The sequence below is a fragment of the Actinoplanes sp. L3-i22 genome, from assembly GCF_019704555.1.
Lineage (GTDB): Bacteria > Actinomycetota > Actinomycetes > Mycobacteriales > Micromonosporaceae > Actinoplanes.
In genome coordinates, this window is sequence record NZ_AP024745.1 from 11,497,080 (window position 1) to 11,516,819 (window position 19,740).

16 protein-coding genes are annotated in these 19,740 nt (G+C 72.5%); 8 read left to right on the forward strand and 8 right to left on the reverse strand.

Translation table 11 applies throughout. The annotated features are described in order from the left end of the window. Nucleotides 1-241: 241 nt before the first annotated feature. Complete coding sequence (gene mshD / locus L3i22_RS51060) at nt 242-1,078, reverse strand: mycothiol synthase (protein WP_221324587.1); 837 nt, start codon at nt 1,076-1,078, stop codon at nt 242-244. An 11-nt stretch (nt 1,079-1,089) separates the two neighbouring features. Further along, on the reverse strand, nt 1,090-1,812 hold the full coding sequence (locus L3i22_RS51065; protein WP_221324588.1) for a response regulator transcription factor: 723 nt from the start codon (nt 1,810-1,812) through the stop codon (nt 1,090-1,092). Between the two features lie 263 nt (nt 1,813-2,075). Between L3i22_RS51065 and L3i22_RS51070 the strand changes: the two genes are divergently transcribed. From L3i22_RS51070 to L3i22_RS51085, 5 genes are all read left to right on the forward strand, one after another. Then, a complete protein-coding gene (locus L3i22_RS51070) occupies nt 2,076-3,086 on the forward strand; it encodes a hypothetical protein (protein WP_255657757.1) in 1,011 nt (336 codons plus the stop codon). Between the two features lie 32 nt (nt 3,087-3,118). Then, nucleotides 3,119-3,949 (forward strand): DUF2993 domain-containing protein, encoded by an 831-nt coding sequence (locus L3i22_RS51075; protein ID WP_255657758.1) that lies wholly within the window; start codon nt 3,119-3,121, stop codon nt 3,947-3,949. Nucleotides 3,950-4,017: 68 nt separating this feature from the next. Beyond that, nucleotides 4,018-4,095, forward strand: coding sequence for an Ms5788A family Cys-rich leader peptide (locus tag L3i22_RS54800; RefSeq protein ID WP_369009918.1), 78 nt, complete (start codon nt 4,018-4,020; stop codon nt 4,093-4,095). 176 nt (nt 4,096-4,271) lie between these two features. Further along, the gene (locus tag L3i22_RS51080) at nt 4,272-5,120 is read left to right on the forward strand and encodes a sulfurtransferase (protein ID WP_221324589.1); all 849 of its coding nucleotides are present in this window, start codon (nt 4,272-4,274) and stop codon (nt 5,118-5,120) included. Between the two features lie 5 nt (nt 5,121-5,125). Continuing rightward, complete coding sequence (locus L3i22_RS51085; RefSeq protein ID WP_221324590.1) at nt 5,126-5,467, forward strand: DUF1416 domain-containing protein; 342 nt, start codon at nt 5,126-5,128, stop codon at nt 5,465-5,467. Nucleotides 5,468-5,802: 335 nt separating this feature from the next. On the opposite strand, the gene L3i22_RS51090 is transcribed toward L3i22_RS51085, so the two are convergent. Next, nucleotides 5,803-7,065: an AI-2E family transporter gene (locus L3i22_RS51090; RefSeq protein WP_255657759.1), complete on the reverse strand. Its 1,263-nt coding sequence runs from the start codon at nt 7,063-7,065 to the stop codon at nt 5,803-5,805. Nucleotides 7,066-7,245: 180 nt separating this feature from the next. On the opposite strand from L3i22_RS51090, the gene L3i22_RS51095 reads away from it, so the two are divergent. Next, entirely contained in the window at nt 7,246-7,542 is a 297-nt protein-coding gene (locus L3i22_RS51095) for a co-chaperone GroES (protein ID WP_220142867.1), read from the forward strand. Here L3i22_RS51095 and L3i22_RS51100 read toward each other — a convergent pair. Together L3i22_RS51100 and L3i22_RS54540 are read right to left on the reverse strand one after the other, a co-directional pair. Beyond that, nucleotides 7,533-9,134 (reverse strand): PrsW family intramembrane metalloprotease, encoded by a 1,602-nt coding sequence (locus tag L3i22_RS51100; protein ID WP_221324591.1) that lies wholly within the window; start codon nt 9,132-9,134, stop codon nt 7,533-7,535. The two genes, L3i22_RS51095 and L3i22_RS51100, sit on opposite strands and share 10 nt — an antisense overlap. Nucleotides 9,135-9,206: 72 nt before the next feature. Next, nucleotides 9,207-10,370, reverse strand: a complete 1,164-nt coding sequence (locus L3i22_RS54540; RefSeq protein WP_221324592.1) for an aromatic acid exporter family protein — start codon at nt 10,368-10,370, stop codon at nt 9,207-9,209. Between the two features lie 21 nt (nt 10,371-10,391). On the opposite strand from L3i22_RS54540, the gene L3i22_RS51110 reads away from it, so the two are divergent. Next, nucleotides 10,392-11,039, forward strand: coding sequence for a metal-dependent phosphohydrolase (locus L3i22_RS51110; RefSeq protein WP_221324593.1), 648 nt, complete (start codon nt 10,392-10,394; stop codon nt 11,037-11,039). 678 nt (nt 11,040-11,717) lie between these two features. On the opposite strand, the gene L3i22_RS51115 is transcribed toward L3i22_RS51110, so the two are convergent. Beyond that, nucleotides 11,718-11,990 (reverse strand): DUF4031 domain-containing protein, encoded by a 273-nt coding sequence (locus L3i22_RS51115; RefSeq protein ID WP_221324594.1) that lies wholly within the window; start codon nt 11,988-11,990, stop codon nt 11,718-11,720. After that, nucleotides 11,987-13,786, reverse strand: a complete 1,800-nt coding sequence (locus tag L3i22_RS51120) for a glycerol-3-phosphate dehydrogenase/oxidase (protein ID WP_221324595.1) — start codon at nt 13,784-13,786, stop codon at nt 11,987-11,989. Before L3i22_RS51120 ends, L3i22_RS51115 begins: the two co-directional genes overlap by 4 nt. A gap of 90 nt (nt 13,787-13,876) precedes the next feature. Here L3i22_RS51120 and L3i22_RS51125 point away from each other — a divergent pair, with 90 nt between their 5' ends. Next, complete coding sequence (locus L3i22_RS51125) at nt 13,877-18,868, forward strand: Ig-like domain-containing protein (protein WP_221324596.1); 4,992 nt, start codon at nt 13,877-13,879, stop codon at nt 18,866-18,868. On the opposite strand, the gene L3i22_RS51130 is transcribed toward L3i22_RS51125, so the two are convergent. Next, complete coding sequence (locus tag L3i22_RS51130; RefSeq protein ID WP_221324597.1) at nt 18,807-19,718, reverse strand: winged helix-turn-helix transcriptional regulator; 912 nt, start codon at nt 19,716-19,718, stop codon at nt 18,807-18,809. The genes L3i22_RS51125 and L3i22_RS51130 overlap by 62 nt on opposite strands. Nucleotides 19,719-19,740: the final 22 nt, after the last annotated feature.

Sequence of the window (19,740 nt, forward strand, 5' to 3'; positions counted from 1 at the left end):
ACTCGTTTCCCCTGGAAAGTGTCCGTCCACTGAGGGAGAGTTGTCCGTTAAGTGAACCGCACGCTTGCTACCCGAAATGTCGGATATTCCGCCCACCTTGTGACCCTAGCGAGATACCGCAGTGTCCGGGGCGTTATCAATTACGGCCGGCAACTACGCGTCGACGAGCGCCGATAACCGAGAGTGTCAGCCGCCACAAGCCGTCGGCGGATCCGCGTCATCCGCGGAAAGCACCACTCGATCAGGCGCGGTGGTAATTGATGTCGGCCTGGTGGATCTCGAATCCGAGGCGCCGGTAAAGCTTCACGGCGGCGTCATTCGACTCGTCCACATAGAGGCTCGACCACTCGAGCCCGGCGGCCGCGAGATGGCGCAGCCCGGCCACGCTCAGCGCGGCGCCCAGCCCGCGCCGGTGCCCGCTCGGGTCGACCCCGAGCACGTAGATCTCCCCCAGCGCCGGGTCGTCGCCGGTCGCCGGGTGCACCTTGGTCCAGTGGAAGCCGAGCAGCGTGTCGGTGATGTCGACGGCGAGCAGGAAGCCGGCCGGGTCGAACCACGGCTCGGCCTCGCGCAGCAGCAGGTCCTCGACGGTCCAGCGGCCCTGCTCCGGGTGGTGGGCGAAGGCGCGCGCGTTCACCTCGAGCCAGGCCTGCTCGTCGGAGCCGGGCCGGAAGCCGCGGACGGTCACGCCGTCCGGCAGCGGGATGTCGGGCAGCGGCTCGAGCAGCGAGCGGCGCATCTGCCAGAGCACCCGGGCCCGGGTGAAGCCGGCGCCCTCGGCGAACGCGCGGGCGCCGGGATCGTCACCGTGCGCCCAGATCTGCAGCGGGCCGGGGCCGGCCGCGGCGAGCAGCGCGATGCCGTGCCCCTGCCGGCGGTGTGCCGGATGGACGACCAGCTCGCCGGCGCCGTCCTCGAAGAACGCGTAGCCGGCGAGGCTGCCGTCCGGTGCGTGGGCGAGCACGTGCTCGCCCCCACCGTTGCGGACGCGCAGCAGCACGTCCTCGGAGAGGGCATAGTCCGCCGCGGCGGCCAGGGCCAGGACGGCCTCGGCCTCCGAGGCGGACAACCTCTCCATGATCAGATGCGTCAGACCGGGATCGAGACCGGGTCGTTGTCCGGCAGCTGGCGGCCGTTCGGCGGGGTCACGAACTTGTAGCCGACCTGGCGGACGGTGCCGATCATCGACTCGTACTCCGAGCCGAGCTTGGCGCGCAGGCGCCGGACGTGCACGTCGACGGTGCGCGTGCCACCGAAGTAGTCGTAGCCCCAGACCTCGCGCAACAGCTGGTCGCGGGTGAAGACCCGGCCGGGGTGCTGGGCGAGGAACTTGAGGAGCTCGAACTCCTTGTACGTCAGGTCGAGCGGCCGGCCCTTGAGCTTCGCGGCGTAGGTGTCCGGGTCGATGTTGAGCTCGCCGGCCCGCACCGAGCCGTTGGCACCCGCGGTCAGGTTGTTCAGACGGCCCACGCAGAGCCGGAGCCGGGCCTCGACCTCGGCCGGGCCGGCGCTGGCCAGGATCACGTCGTCGACGCCCCAGTCGGCGTTCAGCGCGATCAGGCCGGCCTCGGTGACGACCGCGAGGAGCGGAACACCGATTCCGGTGGCGTGCAGCATGCGGCAGGTGGCACGCGCCTCGGAGAGCTCCGAGCGAGCGTCGACCAGCACGGCGTCGGGGCTCGGCCCGGACACCAGGGTGCGCACGTCGCGGGGGGCGGTCCGTACCGAGTGGGGCAGAAGGTCCAGGGCGGGCAGCACGGCAGAAGGCTCACCGGCACGTGCCGTGACCAACAGTAGGATCTCCACACTCACCTCCGTCCTCGCGGCATTTCGAGAGCCGCTCGGGTGACCCGGTTTGCGCAGCTCAGAGCTTCGCCACCGGAGAGACAGGGCCCGGCGTCACCGACGGGTGGGTTGCGGTTACCTTAACCGATACATTCGGCCTCGTGACCTGTTAGCGCTCGCAAGTGATGTAGAGAACGCCTGCTAGGTGGCATAACGCCCGGTTCGTAACAAGCCTTTTACATACGCTCGGCGAATTGGGTGCTGGGCCCGGTTCTGGCACGATCGCTGTCGTGTTCCCCTCCATGCCACAGGACGACCCCTGGGACGCCGACGCCTCCCGTGACGTCGCGCGCCTGAATCCGGGCCGCCCGAAAGCCGGGACGTACGGCGCCGTGCCGGACGACGACCCGGAGGAGCGCCCCTCCTCCGACGACCCGGACTCCGGCGAGGAGGAGTTCGAGGAGATCGAGGTCGTCCCGGTCCGGGCCAAGCTGTCGGTGGCGATCGGCGGCTTCGCGGCGCTGCTCGCGACGGCGCTGATCCTCGGGACGCTGACCACCGGGCCGGACGTGCGCGCGCCGTACGCGATCGTGCTCTTCGGCATCCAGCTGCTCGGCCTGCTCTCCTGGACGATCGCGCTGGGCCCGCCGGCCGCCACCGCGACCGCCGCGGTGATCGGGGTGACCGGCCTGGCCGCCTGCTATCTCACCGCCACCGCGGACAAGCCCGGCCTGCTCCCACTGCTCTACGTGACGGTGGCCGGCTACCTGGCGTCCCTGGTCCCGCAGCTGTTCAAGCGCGAGGACCGGCACCGGATCAGCGACTCGTTCCGGACCACGCTGCTGATCGTGCTCGGCGTGGTGGCGTACACGATTCCGATCGTGCTCAGCCGCGAGCCGCTGGGCAGTCAGACGATCCTGGTCTGCTGCACCGGCGCCGGCCTGGCGCTGCTGGTCGCCCGGCTGACCGACGCGGTCTTCCCGAAGCCGCGGATCGCCGCGCAGGTGCCGCGCGGCGCGGCCGGGGTGGTGCTCGGCGCGATGGTCGGCACGTTCGCCACCGCGTGGCTCGGCAGTCAGCTGGTCTTCCCGTTCACCCCGGCGAAGGGTGCGGTGGTCGGCCTGGTCGCGGCGGTCGCGGCGATCCTGATCGACCTGGCGGTGAACTTCGGTGAGGCGGGCCGCCGGCTGGCCGGCGAGGCGCCGACGTTGTGGCTGGCCCGGCACATGACCGGCCCGCTCGGCGGGTTCGCGCTGATGTTCGGCACCGCCTGGATCCTGCTGCACCTCTATCTCACCTGAACCATCCGTTTCAGGGCGCCGTGGACCGGGGCATGTACGGTCCTCAACAGTTCCCGAACCTGGAGGGCCCCGTGGCCGAGGTGTACGAGACCGCTCCGCCGCGCCGCCGCCGTCGGGGCCGCGGATTGCTGATCTTCGTGGTGATCCTGCTGCTGATCCTGCTGGGCGGGGCGTTCGTGGCCGACCGGTGGGGCCGCGGCTTCGCCGAGGGGGTCATCGCCGACAAGGTCGCCGAGCAGGTGCGCACGCAGAAGGCCACCAGTGACACCCCCGAGGTGACCATCGAGGGCTTTCCGTTCATCACCCAGGTCCTCGCCGGGGAGTACAAGGAGATCCGGATCCAGCTGCCGAACTTCGCCGGCCCGACCGGCACCGGCGACGACATCCGCCTGGACCTGCTGGACATTCACGCCAAGAACGTCAAGGCGCCGCTGGACGCGCTGCGCAGCGGGCAGGGCGACGTGGTGGCCGGCAGCCTCACCGCGAACGGGAAGATCGACTACCCGCAGCTGGTGAACCTGATCGGGCAGAAGGGCGTGACCCTGTCCGCGAAGGACGGCAAGCTGGTCGGCTCGGCCAAGGTGACGGCGCTCGGGCAGCAGCTCGATCTGGCCGGGACGGCCAAGCTGACCGTGGTCAACGGGGGGATTCAGGTTCGTTTCGCCGACGTGAAGGCGACGAATCTGCCGGACGTTCCGCTGTTCCAGAGCTTCATCAACTCGTACGCCAAGAAATTGGCCGTCGATGTTCCGGCGCCGAAGCTTCCGCTGCAGCTCAAGGTCCAGGCGGTGACCCCGGAGGCGGACGGCCTGAACGTCACGTTCGGGGCGACCGACGTGAACCTCAACGCGGGCGGTCTGTGACCCCCGTAACGTCCCGTATCGTGGTCGGTACTGTTCCGCGGTCTGGAACCGCTGGTAGGGTCCGTCGTATGAGCCCGTTGCTCACGAAAAGGCGCGCGATCGACCTGTGTCGCGTGGCCGCGTGCCTGTGTCGCCCCGTCCTCTGAGACGGGCCACAGTGCTGAGCACTTTTCTCTAGCTGGCCAAGGGCAACTTTTCTGCCCGGCAGTGGCGCCGTCGCAAACCAGCCCGTGATCCCACCAATTTCGATGGGTCCGCGCGGGGTGCGACAACACCTCCGTGCGCTGACTCTCCCCTCACCCACTTTTCAGGGAGTGAATCGATGAGTCGCGACACCGCACTCGTTTCGGCCGACTGGGCCGAGAAGAACCTCGACACCCCCGGGTACGTCTTCGTCGAGGTCGACGAGGACACGTCCGCCTACGACGGCGGCCACATCCCCGGCGCAGTGAAGATCGACTGGAAGAGCGACCTGCAGGACCCGGTCCGGCGGGACTTCGTCAACCAGGAGCAGTTCTCCGCGCTGCTGTCCGCGAAGGGCATCAGCAACGACGACACCGTGATCCTGTACGGCGGCAACAACAACTGGTTCGCCGCCTACGCGTTCTGGTACTTCAAGCTGTACGGCCACGAGTCGGTCAAGCTGCTCGACGGCGGCCGCAAGAAGTGGGAGCTGGACGCCCGCGTCTACTCCAAGGACGTGCCGGCCCGTGCCGAGACGTCGTACTCGGCCAAGGCGCCGAACCTGGAGATCCGCGCGTTCCGCGACGAGGTCGTCCAGGCCATCGGCGTGAAGAACCTGGTCGACGTGCGCAGCCCCGACGAGTTCGCCGGCCGCCTGCTCGCCCCCGCGCACCTGCCGCAGGAGCAGTCGCAGCGGGCCGGTCACATCCCGACCGCGATCAGCGTGCCGTGGAGCAAGGCCGCCAACGAGGACGGCACGTTCAAGTCCGACGCGGAACTCGCCAAGATCTACGGCGACGCCGGGCTGGACGGCAGCAAGGACACCATCGCGTACTGCCGGATCGGCGAGCGCTCCTCGCACACCTGGTTCGTCCTCAAGGAGCTCCTCGGCCAGGAGAACGTCAAGAACTACGACGGTTCCTGGACCGAGTACGGCTCGCTCATCGGTGTGCCGATCGCCCTCGGCGACGAGCCCGGAAAGGCCTGATCACCATGACTTCTCCCACCGCCGCTGCCAACATCGCCGCCGGTTGCGCCGCTCCTGACCAGTCCGCTCCCCTCCCCGCGAGCGTCGACCTGCAGAAGGAAACCGTCATCACCGGCCTGGTGAGCACCGCCGAGGGTGAGCTCGTGGGCGGCGCGTACGTGCGCCTCCTCGACTCGTCCGGCGAGTTCACCGCCGAGGTCGTCACCTCGCCGGAGGGCGTCTTCCGCTTCTTCGCCGCGCCCGGCTCGTGGACGCTGCGCGCCCTGAGCCGCTTCGGCAACGGCGAGCTCGCCGTCGACGCCACCCGTGGCGTCAACGAGGTCGCCCTCAGCGTCGCGGCTGCCTGACCTGCTCACGCTCTGTTGAGAAAGGCGGGATTCCTCCGGGGATCCCGCCTTTCGCTTTACCCCATTTGCGGGTACGGGCGATGAGCACGCCCCCTGCGAGCCGGGGCGCGAGGTCGCTTCGGCCCCGGGCCCCGGGCGCGCCGGGACCCGCGGCCGGGCCCCAGACCGGCAGTCGGGCTCGCGTGGGACCTTTTGCACCGCAACCACCCACGGACATCGCCCTGTAGGGCCTCGCGTTCTTGGGCGCCCCGCGCCCTGCGAGGACCGGAAGGGTCCCCGCGGGAGCGACGATCAGTTATCGGCCGCAGCCGAGGCAATGAAGAATTTGATCTTGATTAGCTGCCGGCGGTGACCACGACCGCGTCCGGAGGGATCTCCGGGCGGCGGCGGGACAGGCGGCGGACGCCGGTGTTCATGACCGCGATCAGCGGGACCGCGACCAGCGCGCCGATGATCCCGGCCAGCACCACGCCGCAGGCGATCCCGATGATCACCGCGAGCGGATGGATCGCCACCGCCCGGCCCATGATCAGCGGCTGCAGGACGTGGCCCTCCAGCTGCTGGACCAGGATCACCGCGCCCAGCGTGATCAGCGCGACCACCCAGCCCTGGGTGACCAGCGCGACCAGCACCGCGACCGAGCCGGAGACGGCGGCCCCGATGATCGGCACGAACGCGCCCAGGAACACCAGCGCGGCCAGCGGGAACGGGAACTGCACGTGCAGCAGCACCAGGGCCAGCCCGATGCCGACCGCGTCGATGAACGCGACCAGCACGGTGGCCCGCACGTAGGCGCCCAGCGTCGTCCAGGACGCGTCGCCGGCGTCGGCCAGTGACCAGCGCGCGTTCACCGGGAACAACCGGACGACGAACCGCCAGATCTTGCGCCCGTCGCGCAGGAAGAAGAACGTCGAGAAGAGCACCAGCAGCAGGCCGGTGAGCAGCTCGAAGACGGTCGTCGCGGTGGAGATGCCGGTCGAGGTGAGCGACGAGGTGTTGTCGTTCACCCAGTTCTGCGCGGAGTCGATGGCCTGGTCGACCTGGTGGTCGGAGAGGTGCAGCGGGCCGGTCCGCGCCCAGTCCTGGATCTGCCGGACGCCGGCGCTGGCCTTCTCGGTCAGCTGCGGCACCCCGTCGATGAACTGGTTCACCACCAGGGTCAGCGTGCCGGCCACCGCGCCCAGCCCGCCGATCAGCACCAGGAACGTCGCCAGCGACCGCGGCAGGTGCAGCTTGAGCAGCCAGCCGACGGCCGGGCCGAGCAGCGCGGTGAGCAGCAGCGCGATCGCGAGCGGGATGACCACCACGCTGACCAGGCCGATGAACCGCAGCCCGACGTAGCCGACCAGACCGACCACGATCAGCCGCCAGCTCCAGGCCGCGGCGATCCGCAGCGAGTGCGGCACGTCCACGTCGTCCAGGCTGTTCGTCGACCCGTGCACGACGGCCGGCTCGGGTGGCGCCGGGACGAAGCGCTCGACGTCGTCGTCCTCCGGCTCGGGCTCCGGCGGTGGCTTGATCCGCGCCATCCGGGCCGCCTCCCGTCCCGTGTCGTAGGCCTTCCGCAGGTTCTCCCGGACACGTTGCAAGCGGTTCACCCGCCTACCCCCTCGCGCTGTCGTGTCACCCCAACACCGTAGTGCTCACACGTCACGTAAGCGCCCGGTGACCCACCCGGCGCGATCCGGACCACTCGGACCGGCCGGACCGGTGGCGGCGTACCGTCTGCATTCGTGAGTTCCGACACCACCCGTACCGAGACCGGACTGCCGATCCGGATGTTGCACGACCGAGTCCTCGTCCGGCAGGACGGCGGGGAGGGTGAACGCCGGTCCACCGCGGGCATCGTCATCCCGGCCACCGCGTCGATGGGCCGGCGGCTGTCCTGGGCCACCGCGGTGGGCGTCGGGCCGAACGTCCGCTCGATCGTGGTCGGTGACCGGGTCCTGTTCGACCCGGACGACCGTTCCGAGGTGGAGCTGCACGGCAAGGGCTATGTGCTGCTCCGCGAGCGGGACGTGCACGCGGTCGCCGCCGACCGGGTCGAGCCGGACGGGACCGGCCTCTACTTGTAGGGCGGCGGGTACTGCCCGGGGTATTGCCCGGGGTACTGCGGACCCGGGTGCTGCGGCGGCATCGGCGCGAACGGCGGCGGGCCGTAGCCCCCCGGGCCACCCGGAGGCGGCGGGCCGTAGGCCCCGGGGCCGCCCGGGTATCCCCAGCCCGGCGGGTACACCGGCATCGGCGGCGGGAGCTGCACCGGCACCGGCATGACCGGCTCGGCCGGCGGCGCCACCGAGCGGACCACCCCGTCCGGGAACGCGATCCGGTAGCTCTGCCCGTCCCACCAGGCCGGCGGGGTCTGCGGGTCACGCCCGGCGAACACCCCGCGATAGCCGGTGATCGCGCCGAGCAGCTCGCGCTCCTCCAGCGTGGCCTTGGTCATCTCGCGCGGATCGCCGGCCAGCCCGCGCTGCATGCCGTCGCGCACGATCGCCAGCCGGGTCGCGGCGAACTGGAAGCTCTTCATCGCCTTGCCACCGGCCGGGCCGGCCACCCGCTTCGCCCACTGGCGGGCCGAGTGCCGGCGACCCAGGCTGCCCAGTGCGGCCACCTCGGGCGGCGCGAACCACCCGGTACGCACGTAGAGGTGCAGGACCCGCTCGGTGAGCCGGCCCTCCCAGCTGCGCAGCGCGATCGCGAACCCGACCACCGCGAAGAAGAACGGGACCATGAAGCCGAGATAGCCGTACAGCATGATCAGGGTCTGCCCGGTGGCCGCGGAGAGCGTCGGCAGCAGGTTGAACGTGCCGTGCAGGATCATCGCGAGCAGCAGGCCGCCGATCGGGGCGAGCCAGCGCACGTGCTTGTCGGCCGAGCGCGCCGCGATGCCCAGGCCGATGCCGGTCATCGAGGTGAAGAGCGGGTGCGCGAAGCCGGTGAACAGGATCCGGACGATGAAGATCAGGAAGACGTTGGTCAGGCCGGTGGCCGGACCGTACTGCTCGGCGCCCGCCGCGTAGCCGTGCCCGCCCAGGTAGAGCACGTTCTCCACCATGGCGAAGCCGAGCGCGGAGAGCCCGCAGTAGACGATGCCGTCGGTGATGCCGGACCACTCGGCGCGGCGCCGCCAGAACAGCAGGATCGGGCCGAGCGCCTTCATCGACTCCTCGATGAACGGCGCGACCAGCACCGCGACCAGCGCGTCCGGCAGGCCGACCTTGTCGAACAGCCAGGAGGCGCCGGTGTTCACCGCGAGCGCCGCCGCGGTCGCCACCGCGGCGCCCCAGGCGAAGCAGAAGATCAGGTACTTCACCGGCTCCGGCTCGTACCGATCCAGCCAGGCGAACGCGCTGGCCAGCAGCGGGACCGGCAGGATCGCCGCGGTCAGGCCGATGGCCAGACCGGCCAGGCCGATGTTGTAGCCCAGGAAGATCAGCATGCCGATCGCGGCCGAGGCGATCAGCGCGATCACACCGGTGACCGGGAGCCAGCGGCGCCAGCCGGAGCGGCGGCCCGGGATCGGGGCGACGGTCTGCACCGCCTCGGTGGGGAACGGGGGCACGGCGTCCGGCGCGACCTCCACGGCCGTCACGGTGCCCGGCGCGGGGGAGTTCTCGGTCTGCGGGACCGGATCGGGTGATCCGGTCGGTGGTACGTCGGCCATGCCCGCCAGCGTAGTCACCGACGGCGCGCCCGGCGTGCCCGAGGAGCGCCGAAGCGATCAAATACGCATCGATCAGGCCGACTCGGCCGGCGGCGCGGGCGGCACCGGCCGGGCCCGGACCGTCCGGTTGCGGGCCCCGTGCGGCCGCCCGCGCCAGCCGATCGCGGCCCGCACCTGCCGGGTGGCCTCGGCATACTCCACCCCGGTGGCGCGCAGCAGGTCGGCCACCGAGGTACGGATCTGGGCCACCACCACCCCACCCGAGTACCCGACGCCGGTGTCGTACGCCCGCCCGGACTCGGCCGCCGCCCGCAACGCCCGCTCCCGGGTCGCCACCGGCTCGACCCCGCGCGCCCACTCCATCCGGAGCAGGTCCACCGCGTCGCCCAGGTGCCGCACCGAGGCCGGCAGCATCTCCGGGACGCGCTCGCGGTCGCTCAGGGCGGTCTGCGCCCTGCGGATCATCACGCGGACGTTCCGCAGGGCGTAGGTGAGCTGGGGGGCGCCCTCCACGTACTGCGCCAGGGCGCCGCGGTTGCGCCATCGGGCGGGGGCGAAGGCGACGTTCTCGCGGGCGGCGTCGATGGCCGTACGGAAAGCGGCAAACGTCCCCTCCGCGGACCGCAACCGGTCCAGCGCGGCCTGGATGACATCCGGATCGCCGTCGGAGAGCCCCAGCGCGGCCTCGTGCAGCCCGGCGGTGAAGGCGCGCAGCGCCGGATCCGCGGCCCGCCGCACCACGGTCAGCGGGTTGAGCGGCAGCAGCACCGTCATCACCACCAGCCCGATCCCGCCGCCGACCAGCGCGTCGAAGAACCGCGTCCACGGATGCCCGGTGGACACGGTCAGCGTCGCGACCAGCACCGCGGACGAGGCGGACTGCACGATCAGCGGGGCGCCACCGCCGACCGCGGTCGCCACCAGCACCGCGAGGAGCACGATCAGCCCGATCTGCACCGGCCCGTTGCCGATCAGCAGGATCAGCCCGTCGCCCAGGCCGATCCCGCCGGCGACCCCGGCGACCAGCTCGGCGGTGCGGCGCAGGCGCTGCCCGACCGACGAGGCCAGCGTGATCACCGCGGCGACCGGCGCGAAGAACGGCGCGGGCCGGCCGATCAGGTCGTGCGCCACGAACCAGGCCAGCCCGGCGGCGAGCCCGGACTGCACGGCCAGCATCAGCCCGGCACGGGCCCGCTTCGCCGCCGCGCCGAGCCGATCCTTCGCGACGCCGATCATGCCCGCTACCTCCATGCCAGGATGGCCATCGTGACATCTTTGCCCGACCAGTTCCGGACGGCGGCGCGCGGCGCCGGCGCCACCGCCGCCGACGCCGACCTCGACTCCGCCGCAAACTACCTGCTCACCCGGTGGAACGAGCCGCAACGCCACTATCACGACGAGACGCACCTCGCCGCCGTGCTGACGGTCGTCGACCGGTTCGCCGAGCTGGCCCCGCACCCGGACCGGGTCCGGCTGGCCGCCTGGATGCACGACGCGGTCTACGACCCACGCGCGCTGGGTGACGCGAACGAGCGGGACAGCGCGGAGTTCGCCTCCGGCCTGCTGGTCACGCTCGGCGTGCCGGACGAGGTGGCGGCCGAGGTGGCCCGCCTGGTCGGGCTGACCGCGGGGCACGCGACCGAGGACGACGACCCGGACGGCGAACTGCTCTGCGACGCCGACCTGGCGATCCTGGCCGCCGACGAGGAACGCTACGCCGGCTACAGCGCCGCGATCCGCCGCGAGTACGCCCACGTGCCGGACAGCGACTTCCGGGCCGGCCGCTCCCGGGTCCTGACCGAGCTGCTCAAACTCCCGTCGATCTACCGCCTCGCCCCGATCCGCGAGGCCTGGGAAGCCCGCGCCCAGGCCAATCTGAAGGCCGAGCTGGAACTGCTCGCTTAACCCAGAGGATCAAATTCTTTATTGCCTCGGCTGCGGCCGATAACTGATCGTCGCTCCCGCGGGGACCCTTCCGGGCCCCGCAGGGCGCCGGGGCGCCCAAAACGCGAGACCCTCCAGGGCGACGTCCGAGGGTGGTTGCGCTCTACCCCAAGATCCGAACCCGTGGGAGTTATCCACACTGCCGCGTCATCCACAGGCCCCAAACACGATCATGGCGAATCACGCGACAATTACGTCAGAGGCGGTGGCCCCCCTCAGGGAGGGCGGGACCTGCTCTTTACGGGGCCGGACGCTTTTCCACCTATGGCGCGGGCCAAGGGCACAGCTGGCGTGCCCCAGAGGCACAGCGCGCGGCGCTCAGGGCTGTTCGAGCACGTGAGGACAGCCCTGACGGCCGGCCGGGGGTGCAAGGCACGGCCGGGGCGCAAGGCGCTGCTGGGGCCTGGCCACGGCGGGGTCCGCGTGCGCCGGCGCGGCGCGGCGGGGTCCGCGTGCGCCGGCGCGGCGCGGCGGGGTCCGCGGGCGTCAGCGCGGCGCGACCCGGCCCGGCGCGGCTCGGCCCGGCGCGGCCCGGCGCGGCCCGGCGCGGCCCGGCGCGGCGGGATCCGCGGGCATCGACGCGACGGGGGCTCGCGGGCGTCGGCGCGGCGGGGTTCTGTCGACGTACTGCGGCGGGGCTTACGCCGTACCCCGGGAAAGGTGTTTGGGACGGCGTAAGCCGGACGTGCGGAGGCGGGCCGCCAGCTCGCGCGAAGGGACCAGGGTGGCCCCGAGCCACAACGCCGAGCGGAACCGCGCGGCCGGAATGTCGTAATGATCCCGGTCGAAGGCGCGGCGCGGCGAGCCGAGCATCTCCGCGAACGCGTGCAGTTCGGCGTAGGAGACGTCGCTGACCAGGTGTGACCAGAGGTGGCCACGACCCGGCCAGCGCGGCTCGTCGACGAGTATCAAAGGTCCACGTGCAGCAGCGCGTGACCGCGGTCGGCGGCCAGGCCGCGCACGTCCGGAGCGCCGACCCGGGCGGCGTCCGCGGCCAGGTCGTCCGGCATGGTCTGGGACTCCCGCTCGGCGGTGACCCGGGCCAGGTAGTGCTCGACCTCGCGCTTGCGGACGGTCTCGTCCCAGCCCAGGACCCCGCCCATGATCCGGGCGGTGTGCTCGGCGGACTCGGCGCCGCGGTGCGTGGTCTCGATCGAGATCCGGGTGCGGCGGGTGAGCGCGTCGTCGAGGTGGAGGGCGCCCTCGGCGAGCGCCGCGTACGCGATCTCGACCGCCAGGTATTCCGGCGCGCCGTCGAGCGGCACGGCCAGCGACGGGTCGGCCGCCATCATCGCGAGCAGGTGGACGGTGAGCGTGCCGTACCGCTCCAGCAGGTGCTCGACCACGCCGGTGGTGACGCCGTGCCGGCGGGCCATGTCCTGCCGGTCCCGCCAGGCGGCGGCGTAGCCGTCGGCGCCGAGCAGCGGCAGCTGATCCGTCCGGGAGGCGCGGAACTCGCCGCCCAGCCGCCGGACCGCCTGGTCGATCACGTCGGCGGCCATCACCCGGTACGTCGTGTACTTCCCCCCGGCGACCATCAGCAGGCCGAGCATCGGCTCGACGACGGCGTGCTCGCGGGACAGCTTGGACGTGGAGTCCGCCTCACCGGAGAGCAGCGGGCGCAGCCCGGCGTAGACGCCCTCGATGTCGTCCGTGGTCAGCGGCCGGTCCAGCACCTCGTTGACCTGGTCGAGCAGGTAGCGGATGTCCCGGGCGGAGGCGGCCGGGTGGGACCGGTCCAGCTCCCAGTCGGTGTCCGTGGTGCCGATGATCCAGTGCCCGCCCCAGGGCAGCACGAACAGCACCGAGGTGGCGGTGCGCAGGATCAGCCCGGCCTCGCCGGTGATCGCCGAGCGGGGCACCACCAGGTGCACGCCCTTGGAGGCGCGCACCCGCAGGCCGGGGCGGACCCCGACGTCGCGGAGCATCTCCGACATGTCGTCGCTCCACACGCCGGTGGCGGCGACGACGGTCTTGGCCCGGACCTCGAACTCGGGTGACCCGGGTGACTCCAGGTCCCGCAGTTTGACGCCGACCACCTCGCGCGCCTCGCGCACGAAGCCGGTGACCCGGGCGCTGGTGACCACCGCGGCGCCCTGGGCGGCCGCCGTCCGGGCCAGGTTGACCACCAGGCGGGCGTCGTCCATCTGGCCGTCGTAGTAGCGGATCGCCCCGGTGATCTTGTCGGCGCGCAGGCTGGGGAAGAGGTGCCGGGCGCCGTCGCGGCTCAGGTGCCGGTGCAGCGGCATGCCCCGGCCCCCGCCGAAGACGCCGGCGAAGACGTCGTACGCCGCGACGCCGAGCCCGTAGTAGCCCCGCTGCCAGACCCGCTTGGCCGGGTTGGCGGCGGGCAACGGCACCATGATCGGCACCGGGCGAACCAGGTGCGGGGCGATCCGGGTGGCGAGCAGGCCGCGCTCGGTGAGCGCCTCGTGCACCAGGTGCAGCTCGAGCTGCTCCAGGTAGCGCAGGCCGCCGTGGATGAGCTTGCTGGATCGGCTGGAGGTGCCGGCGGCGAAGTCACGCGCCTCGACCAGGGCCACCTTGAGACCGCGGGAGGCGGCGTCGACCGCCGCACCGGCCCCGGTGACCCCGGCGCCGATCACCAGGACGTCGAAGTTTTCGTCACGCAGCCGCCGCAGGTCGGACGCGCGGCGAATCGGGGAGAGCCGGCCGGCCGTGTAGCGGGAGACGGAGGGATCGCGCACCCGTCCCAGGTTAGCCCTCACCGGTGTCACCCATGCGGAGGAATGTGGTCCGCCCCACACGTGTCCCGGACAGCGATTAGCGTCGTGATCATGCACCGCACCGGCGCCGCGGGCCTCCTGCTCTGCGCGGTCGTCCTGGCCACCTGCGCGTTTCTGGCCGGCCCGAGCCGGGCCGCGACCGCCGGGTTCGCGCTCCGCTTCGAGGCGAACACGAACGGCTCGGTCCTGATCCGGGGCAACGCCAACCTGGTCTGCCCGGTCGCCGATCCGGCCTGCGCGAACGGCCGGGCCGGGCTCGGCGCGAAGCTGAACGACAACGACTTCGCGATGGTCGGCGCGGATGCCGACCACGACCCGGCGACGGTCAACGACAGCACCGCGACGGTGGCCCTGCCGCCGGGCAGCACGGTGCTCTTCGCCGGCCTGTACTGGAGTGCCGACCTCACCGCCGCACCCGTTCCGGCCAACAAGAACAAGGTCAAATTCCGGACCGCTTCCGGTACGGTCTGGCAGCCGGTCACCGCCTCGACCGTCTACACCACCGGCTCCGCCTATCAGGGCTTCGCCGACGTGACCGCGCTGGTCGCCGGCGCCGGCAGCGGCGTCTACGGCGTCGCCGACATCCAGGCCGGTGTCGGCGTCAACCGGTTCGCCGGGTGGGCGCTGGCGGTGGCGTACCGGAACCCGGCCGAGGTGCTGCGTGCCCTGCGGGTCTACGACGGCCTGGAGACGGTGAGCGGCTCGGGCACCCTGGACATCCCGGTGAGCGGCTTCGAGACCCCGCACTCGGGCGCGGTGCGGGCCGAGGTCGGCACCGTCGCGTACGAGGGTGACCTGGGCACCAAGCTCGACGCGCTGCGCCTGAACGGGCAGCCGATGTCGGACTCCGCGAACCCGGTCGACAACTTCTTCAACAGCACGGTGAGCAGCGGCGGCGCGCCGGTCGGCGGGCGCGACCCGGGCTACCCCAACCTGTTCGGCGTCGACATCGACCAGCTCGACGCGACCGGCAAGCTGGGCCACGCGGTCACCTCGGCCACCCTCACGCTCACCACCAGCGGGGACACGTACTACCCGGGGGTGGTCACGTTCGCCATCGACCTGTACGCCCCGAAGCTGGTCACCACGCTCGCCGGCACCGACCTGAACGGCGGCGATCTGCAGGCCGGCGACCTCGTCGAGTACCGGATCGACGTGCGCAACGACGGCAACGACACCGCGGACGGGACCGTGCTGTCCGACGCGATCCCGCCGTACACCAGCTACGTCCCGGGCTCGATGCGGATCGAGGGCGTCCCGGCCGCCGACGCGTTCAGCGGCGGCCGGATCGACGTCACCCTCGGCGACATCGCCTACCAGGGCGCCACCTGGGTGACGTTCCTGGTGCGGATCGATCCGGGCGCGCCGGCCGGTTACGCGGTCACCAACCTGGTGTCGCTGAGCTACACCGGGCACACCGCCGGGGTCGGCGTCTCCGGGCTGGCCGGCACGGTCGCCAGCGTGGTCGCGCCGGCCCAGTCGGACCTGGCCGCGACGCTGAGCGTGGCGCCGGGCGTGGTGCAGCAGGCCGCGCTCCCGGCGATGGTCACCTACCTGGCCACCGTGACGAACAACGGCGCCTCGGCCGAGCCGGACGCCGGCGCCGAGCTGACCCTGCCGGCCGGCGCGACGACCGGCGCCCTGCCCGCCGGGTGCACCGCGTTCGCGCAGGTGGTGACGTGTGCGCTCGGGCCGCTGCAGCCGGCCTCCAGCGCGAGCGTGGCGATCCCGGCGACCGCGGTCTCGGCGACGCTGCGGGTCTTCGGCACGAACACCGATCCGGTGCCCGGCAACAACACCGGCGTCGCGAGCGTGGTGGTCAACGCGGCGCCGCAGGCGGTCGCCGACCCGGCCGCGGCGCCGGGCGTCATCGCGGTCCTGGCCAACGACAACGACCCCGACGGTACGGTCGGTGCCCTCACCGTCACGATCACCACGCCCCCGGTCCACGGCACGGCGATCGTGCTGGCCGACGGCACGATCGCGTACACCCCGGCGGCGGGCTGGGCCGGGACTGAGCCGTTCACGTACACGATCACCGACGCGTACGGCGGCAGTTCGAGCGCCGTCGTCACGGTCCGCACCCCGAACGCCGCCCCGGTCCCGGCCGACGACGCCGCGGCGGTCGACACCGGCGGCACCGTGACCGTCCCGGTGCTGGCCAACGACTACGACCCGAACGGCGACCCGCTCACCGTCACCGCGGTCACCGACCCGAGCCACGGCACCGTCACGATCACCGGCAACGCGATCGTCTTCACCCCGCTGCTCAGCTTCGTCGGCACGGCGACCTTCACCTACACGGTCAGCGACGGCCAGGACACCGCGACCGCGCGGCTCGACGTCGACGTCGCGAACGCGATCCCGACCGCCGCCGACGACCTGGCCTCGGTCGCCTACCTGGCCGCGGCCACGGTCCCGGTGCTCACCAACGACACCGACATCAACGGTGACCCGCTGAGCATCGTCTCGGTGGCCACCCCGGCGCACGGCACCGCGACGGTCGCCGGCGGCACGGTCGTCTACCAACCGGCCGTGGGCTTCTCCGGCGCCGACACGTTCGGCTACACGATCACCGACAACCACAGCGGGACGTCGGTCGCCCAGATCACCGTGCTCGTCGCCGACGCGCCGCCGACCGCGGTGGACGTCACGCGGAGCACGCCCTACCTGACCCCGGTGGCGGTGGACCCGCCGGTCTGGGGCACCGACCCGAACCCGGGTGACACGCTCGTGGTCAGCGGGGCGGCCAACCCCGCGCACGGCAGCGTGGTGCGCAATCCGGACGGGACGCTCACCTACACGCCGTACGCCGGCTGGTCCGGCACCGACGTCTTCACGGTCACGGTGAGCGACGGCCGGGGCGGCACCGACACCGGCACGGTCACCATCGTGGTGGCGAACGCCCCGCCGACCGCCCGCCCCGAGTCGGTGACCCGGCCCGCCGGGCTGCCCTCGACGATCGACGTGCTGCTCAACGACGACGACCCGAACGGCGACCCGCTGACCGTCACGGTCGACACCCCCGCGACGCACGGCACGGCCACCGTCGCCGCCGGCCGGGTCGCCTACCAGCCGGTCGCCGGGTACGCCGGGCCGGACGCGTTCCACTACACGATCGCCGACGGGCACGGTGGCACGTCCGGGGCCACGGTCACGATCAGCCTGGTCAACGCGCCGCCGACGGCCCGCCCGGACACCGCGTCCACGCCGACCGACACCCCGGTCACGATCGACCCGACCGGCAACGACGACGACCCCAACGGCGACACGCTGACGCTGCTGACCTGGACCGCGGCGGCGCACGGGACGCTCACCGCCGGGGCGGGCGGAACCGTGGTCTACACCCCGGCGGCCGGCTTCACCGGGACGGACAGCTTCGGCTACACGATCGCCGACTCGCACGGCGTGCCGGACTCCGCGATCGTCACGGTGGTGGTCCGCAACGCGCCGCCGGTCGCGGTGGACGACACGTTCCGGGTGCGGGCGCAGGGCGCGACCGCGCTCGCCGTGGTCGCCAACGACCACGACCCGAACACCGGGCAGGCGCTGAGCGTGCTGTCCACCGGCTCGCCCGCGCACGGGACGGTCGCGGTCACCGGGCCGCTCACGATCGGCTACACCCCCGCGCCGGGCTTCGCCGCGGACACCTTCAGCTACGTGCTCACCGACGACCTGGGCGGCACCGACAGCGCCACGGTCACCATCGCGGTGGACCCGGCGCCGGTCGCGGCCGACGACACCGCGGAGACCGGCGCGGCTACCCCGGTCACCATCGACGTGACCGCGAACGATCACGACCCGCTGGGCGACGCGCTGACCGTGAGCGGCACCGGCGCACCCGCGCACGGCACCGCGTCGGTGCTGGCCGGCGGCCGCGTCCGGTATCTGCCGGCGGCCGGCTTCGCCGGGATCGACACGTTCGGCTACGACCTCGGCGACCCGATCGGGAACACCGCCCACGCCCAGGTCAGCGTGCTGGTCCGGCCCGCCCCGACGGCCCGGCCGGATCACGCCGCGGTGCACGCCGGGCAGTCCGTCGACGTGGACGTGCTGGCCAACGACACCGGCAACGCGTTGACCGTGACCGCCGTGGACGCGCCGGTCCGGGGCACCGCGACGCTCGCCGGGGGCACGGTCCGCTACGCGGCGCCGGCGCTCTGGACCGGATCCGAGACCTTCCGGTACGTCGTGACCGACGCCCTGGGCGGGACCGCCGACGCCACCGTGACGGTGGTCGTCACCGACGTCACGCCGTTCGCCGTGCCGGATTCCCGGGTCACCGCGTACCGCAAGGCCGTCACCGTCCCGGTGCTGGCCAACGACCTGGTCGAGGACGCGCCCCTGCGGATCGTCGGGGTGACCGACCCGGATCACGGCACGGTGGTGGTCAACGGCGGCCTGACGGTCACCTACACGCCGCCGGACGACTTCTCCGGGCCGGCCACGTTCCGCTACACCGCCGAGGACGCCACCGGGCACCGGACCTCGGCCCCGGTGACGATCACGGTCGGGACGCCGCCGGTCGTGCCGGACAAGGCGGTCAGCACCCCGGCCGGGCAGCCGACCTCGGTGTCGCTGCCCGGGACCGACGCGCTGGGGCGGCCGGTCGCGGACCGGCGGATCACCCAGCCGGCGCACGGGCGGGCGCGGCTGAACGCGGACGGGTCGGTGACCTACACCCCGGATCCCGGGTTCACCGGGCAGGACCGGTTCACCTACGAGATCGTCGACGCGGACGGCAACGTGGCCCAGGGCACGATCGTCGTCACGGTGCCGCCGCCGGCCACGTCGCCCAGCGCCTCCCCCAGCGCGTCCCCGTCGGGGCCGGCGACCAGGTCGCCCACACCGTCGCGGGCGCCCGCGCACACCCCGGCGCCGGAGTTGCCGACCACGAGCGGGCCGGCGCCGACGCTGATGTTCGGCACGGCCGGGCTGTGCACGCTGCTGGGGGCGATGCTGCTTGCGGTGGGGCGGCGGGCTACGACCGTACCCCCGAATCGTCTTGGAAAATGCCGGCCCGGGCGGCATCGAGCGCGGTGAGCATCTCGTCGACCGAACCGGCCGGGTCGGTGACCGGGAACTGGACCGCGCGGATCGTGGCCGCCGGGTCGATCAGCATGGTCAGGCGCTTGAGCCGGTCGGCGCCGCCGGCCCGGAACGTGGGCAGGCGCAGCGCGGTGGCGAGCCGGCCGTCGGCGTCGGAGAGCAGGTCGTAGGGCAGCGCGGCATGCTCGGCGTAGGCGCCGAGCTGGTCGGTGCGCTGGGTGCTGACGCCGTGGATCCGGGCCCCGGCGGCGGCGAACGCCCCGGCCCGGGACGCGTAGGTCATCGTCTCCAGCGTGCAGCCGGACGCGCCGGGGATGTCGTTCCAGAGCGGCGGGTAGGCCTGCGGGCCGGGCGCGAACGCGCCGGGGAAGCAGAACAGCACGGTCCAGACACCGGGCTCGGCGGCCGGGGTGGGCGTGCCGTCCGCCCGCGGCAGGACGATCTCCGGCAGGCGGCGCCCGACCAGCGCCCGCGCACGACGGTGCTCGGCCGACCCGCCGGCCGTGGTGGCGGTCAGCGAGCCGTCGCCGAGCACGAAGCGATCACCCCACTCCTGCAGCGCGAGCAGCACCGGGAGCAACCCCTCGCCCTTGGCGGTGAGCACGTAGTCGTAGCGCGGCGGGCGGTCGGTGTATCGCCGGCGCTCCAGCACACCCTGCTCGACCAGGGCGGCGAGCCGCTCGGCCAGGGCGCGGCGGCTCATCCCGAGCTCCTTCTGCAGAGCGTCGAAGCGGGTCACGCCGCCGGCCACGTCCCGCACGATCAGGAACGTCCACCAGTCGGTCAGCACCCCCAGGGCCTGCGTGATCCCGCAGTCCACGTCATCCAGGTCGACTCGCCTCACGCTCACCACTATAGTCAGTTCC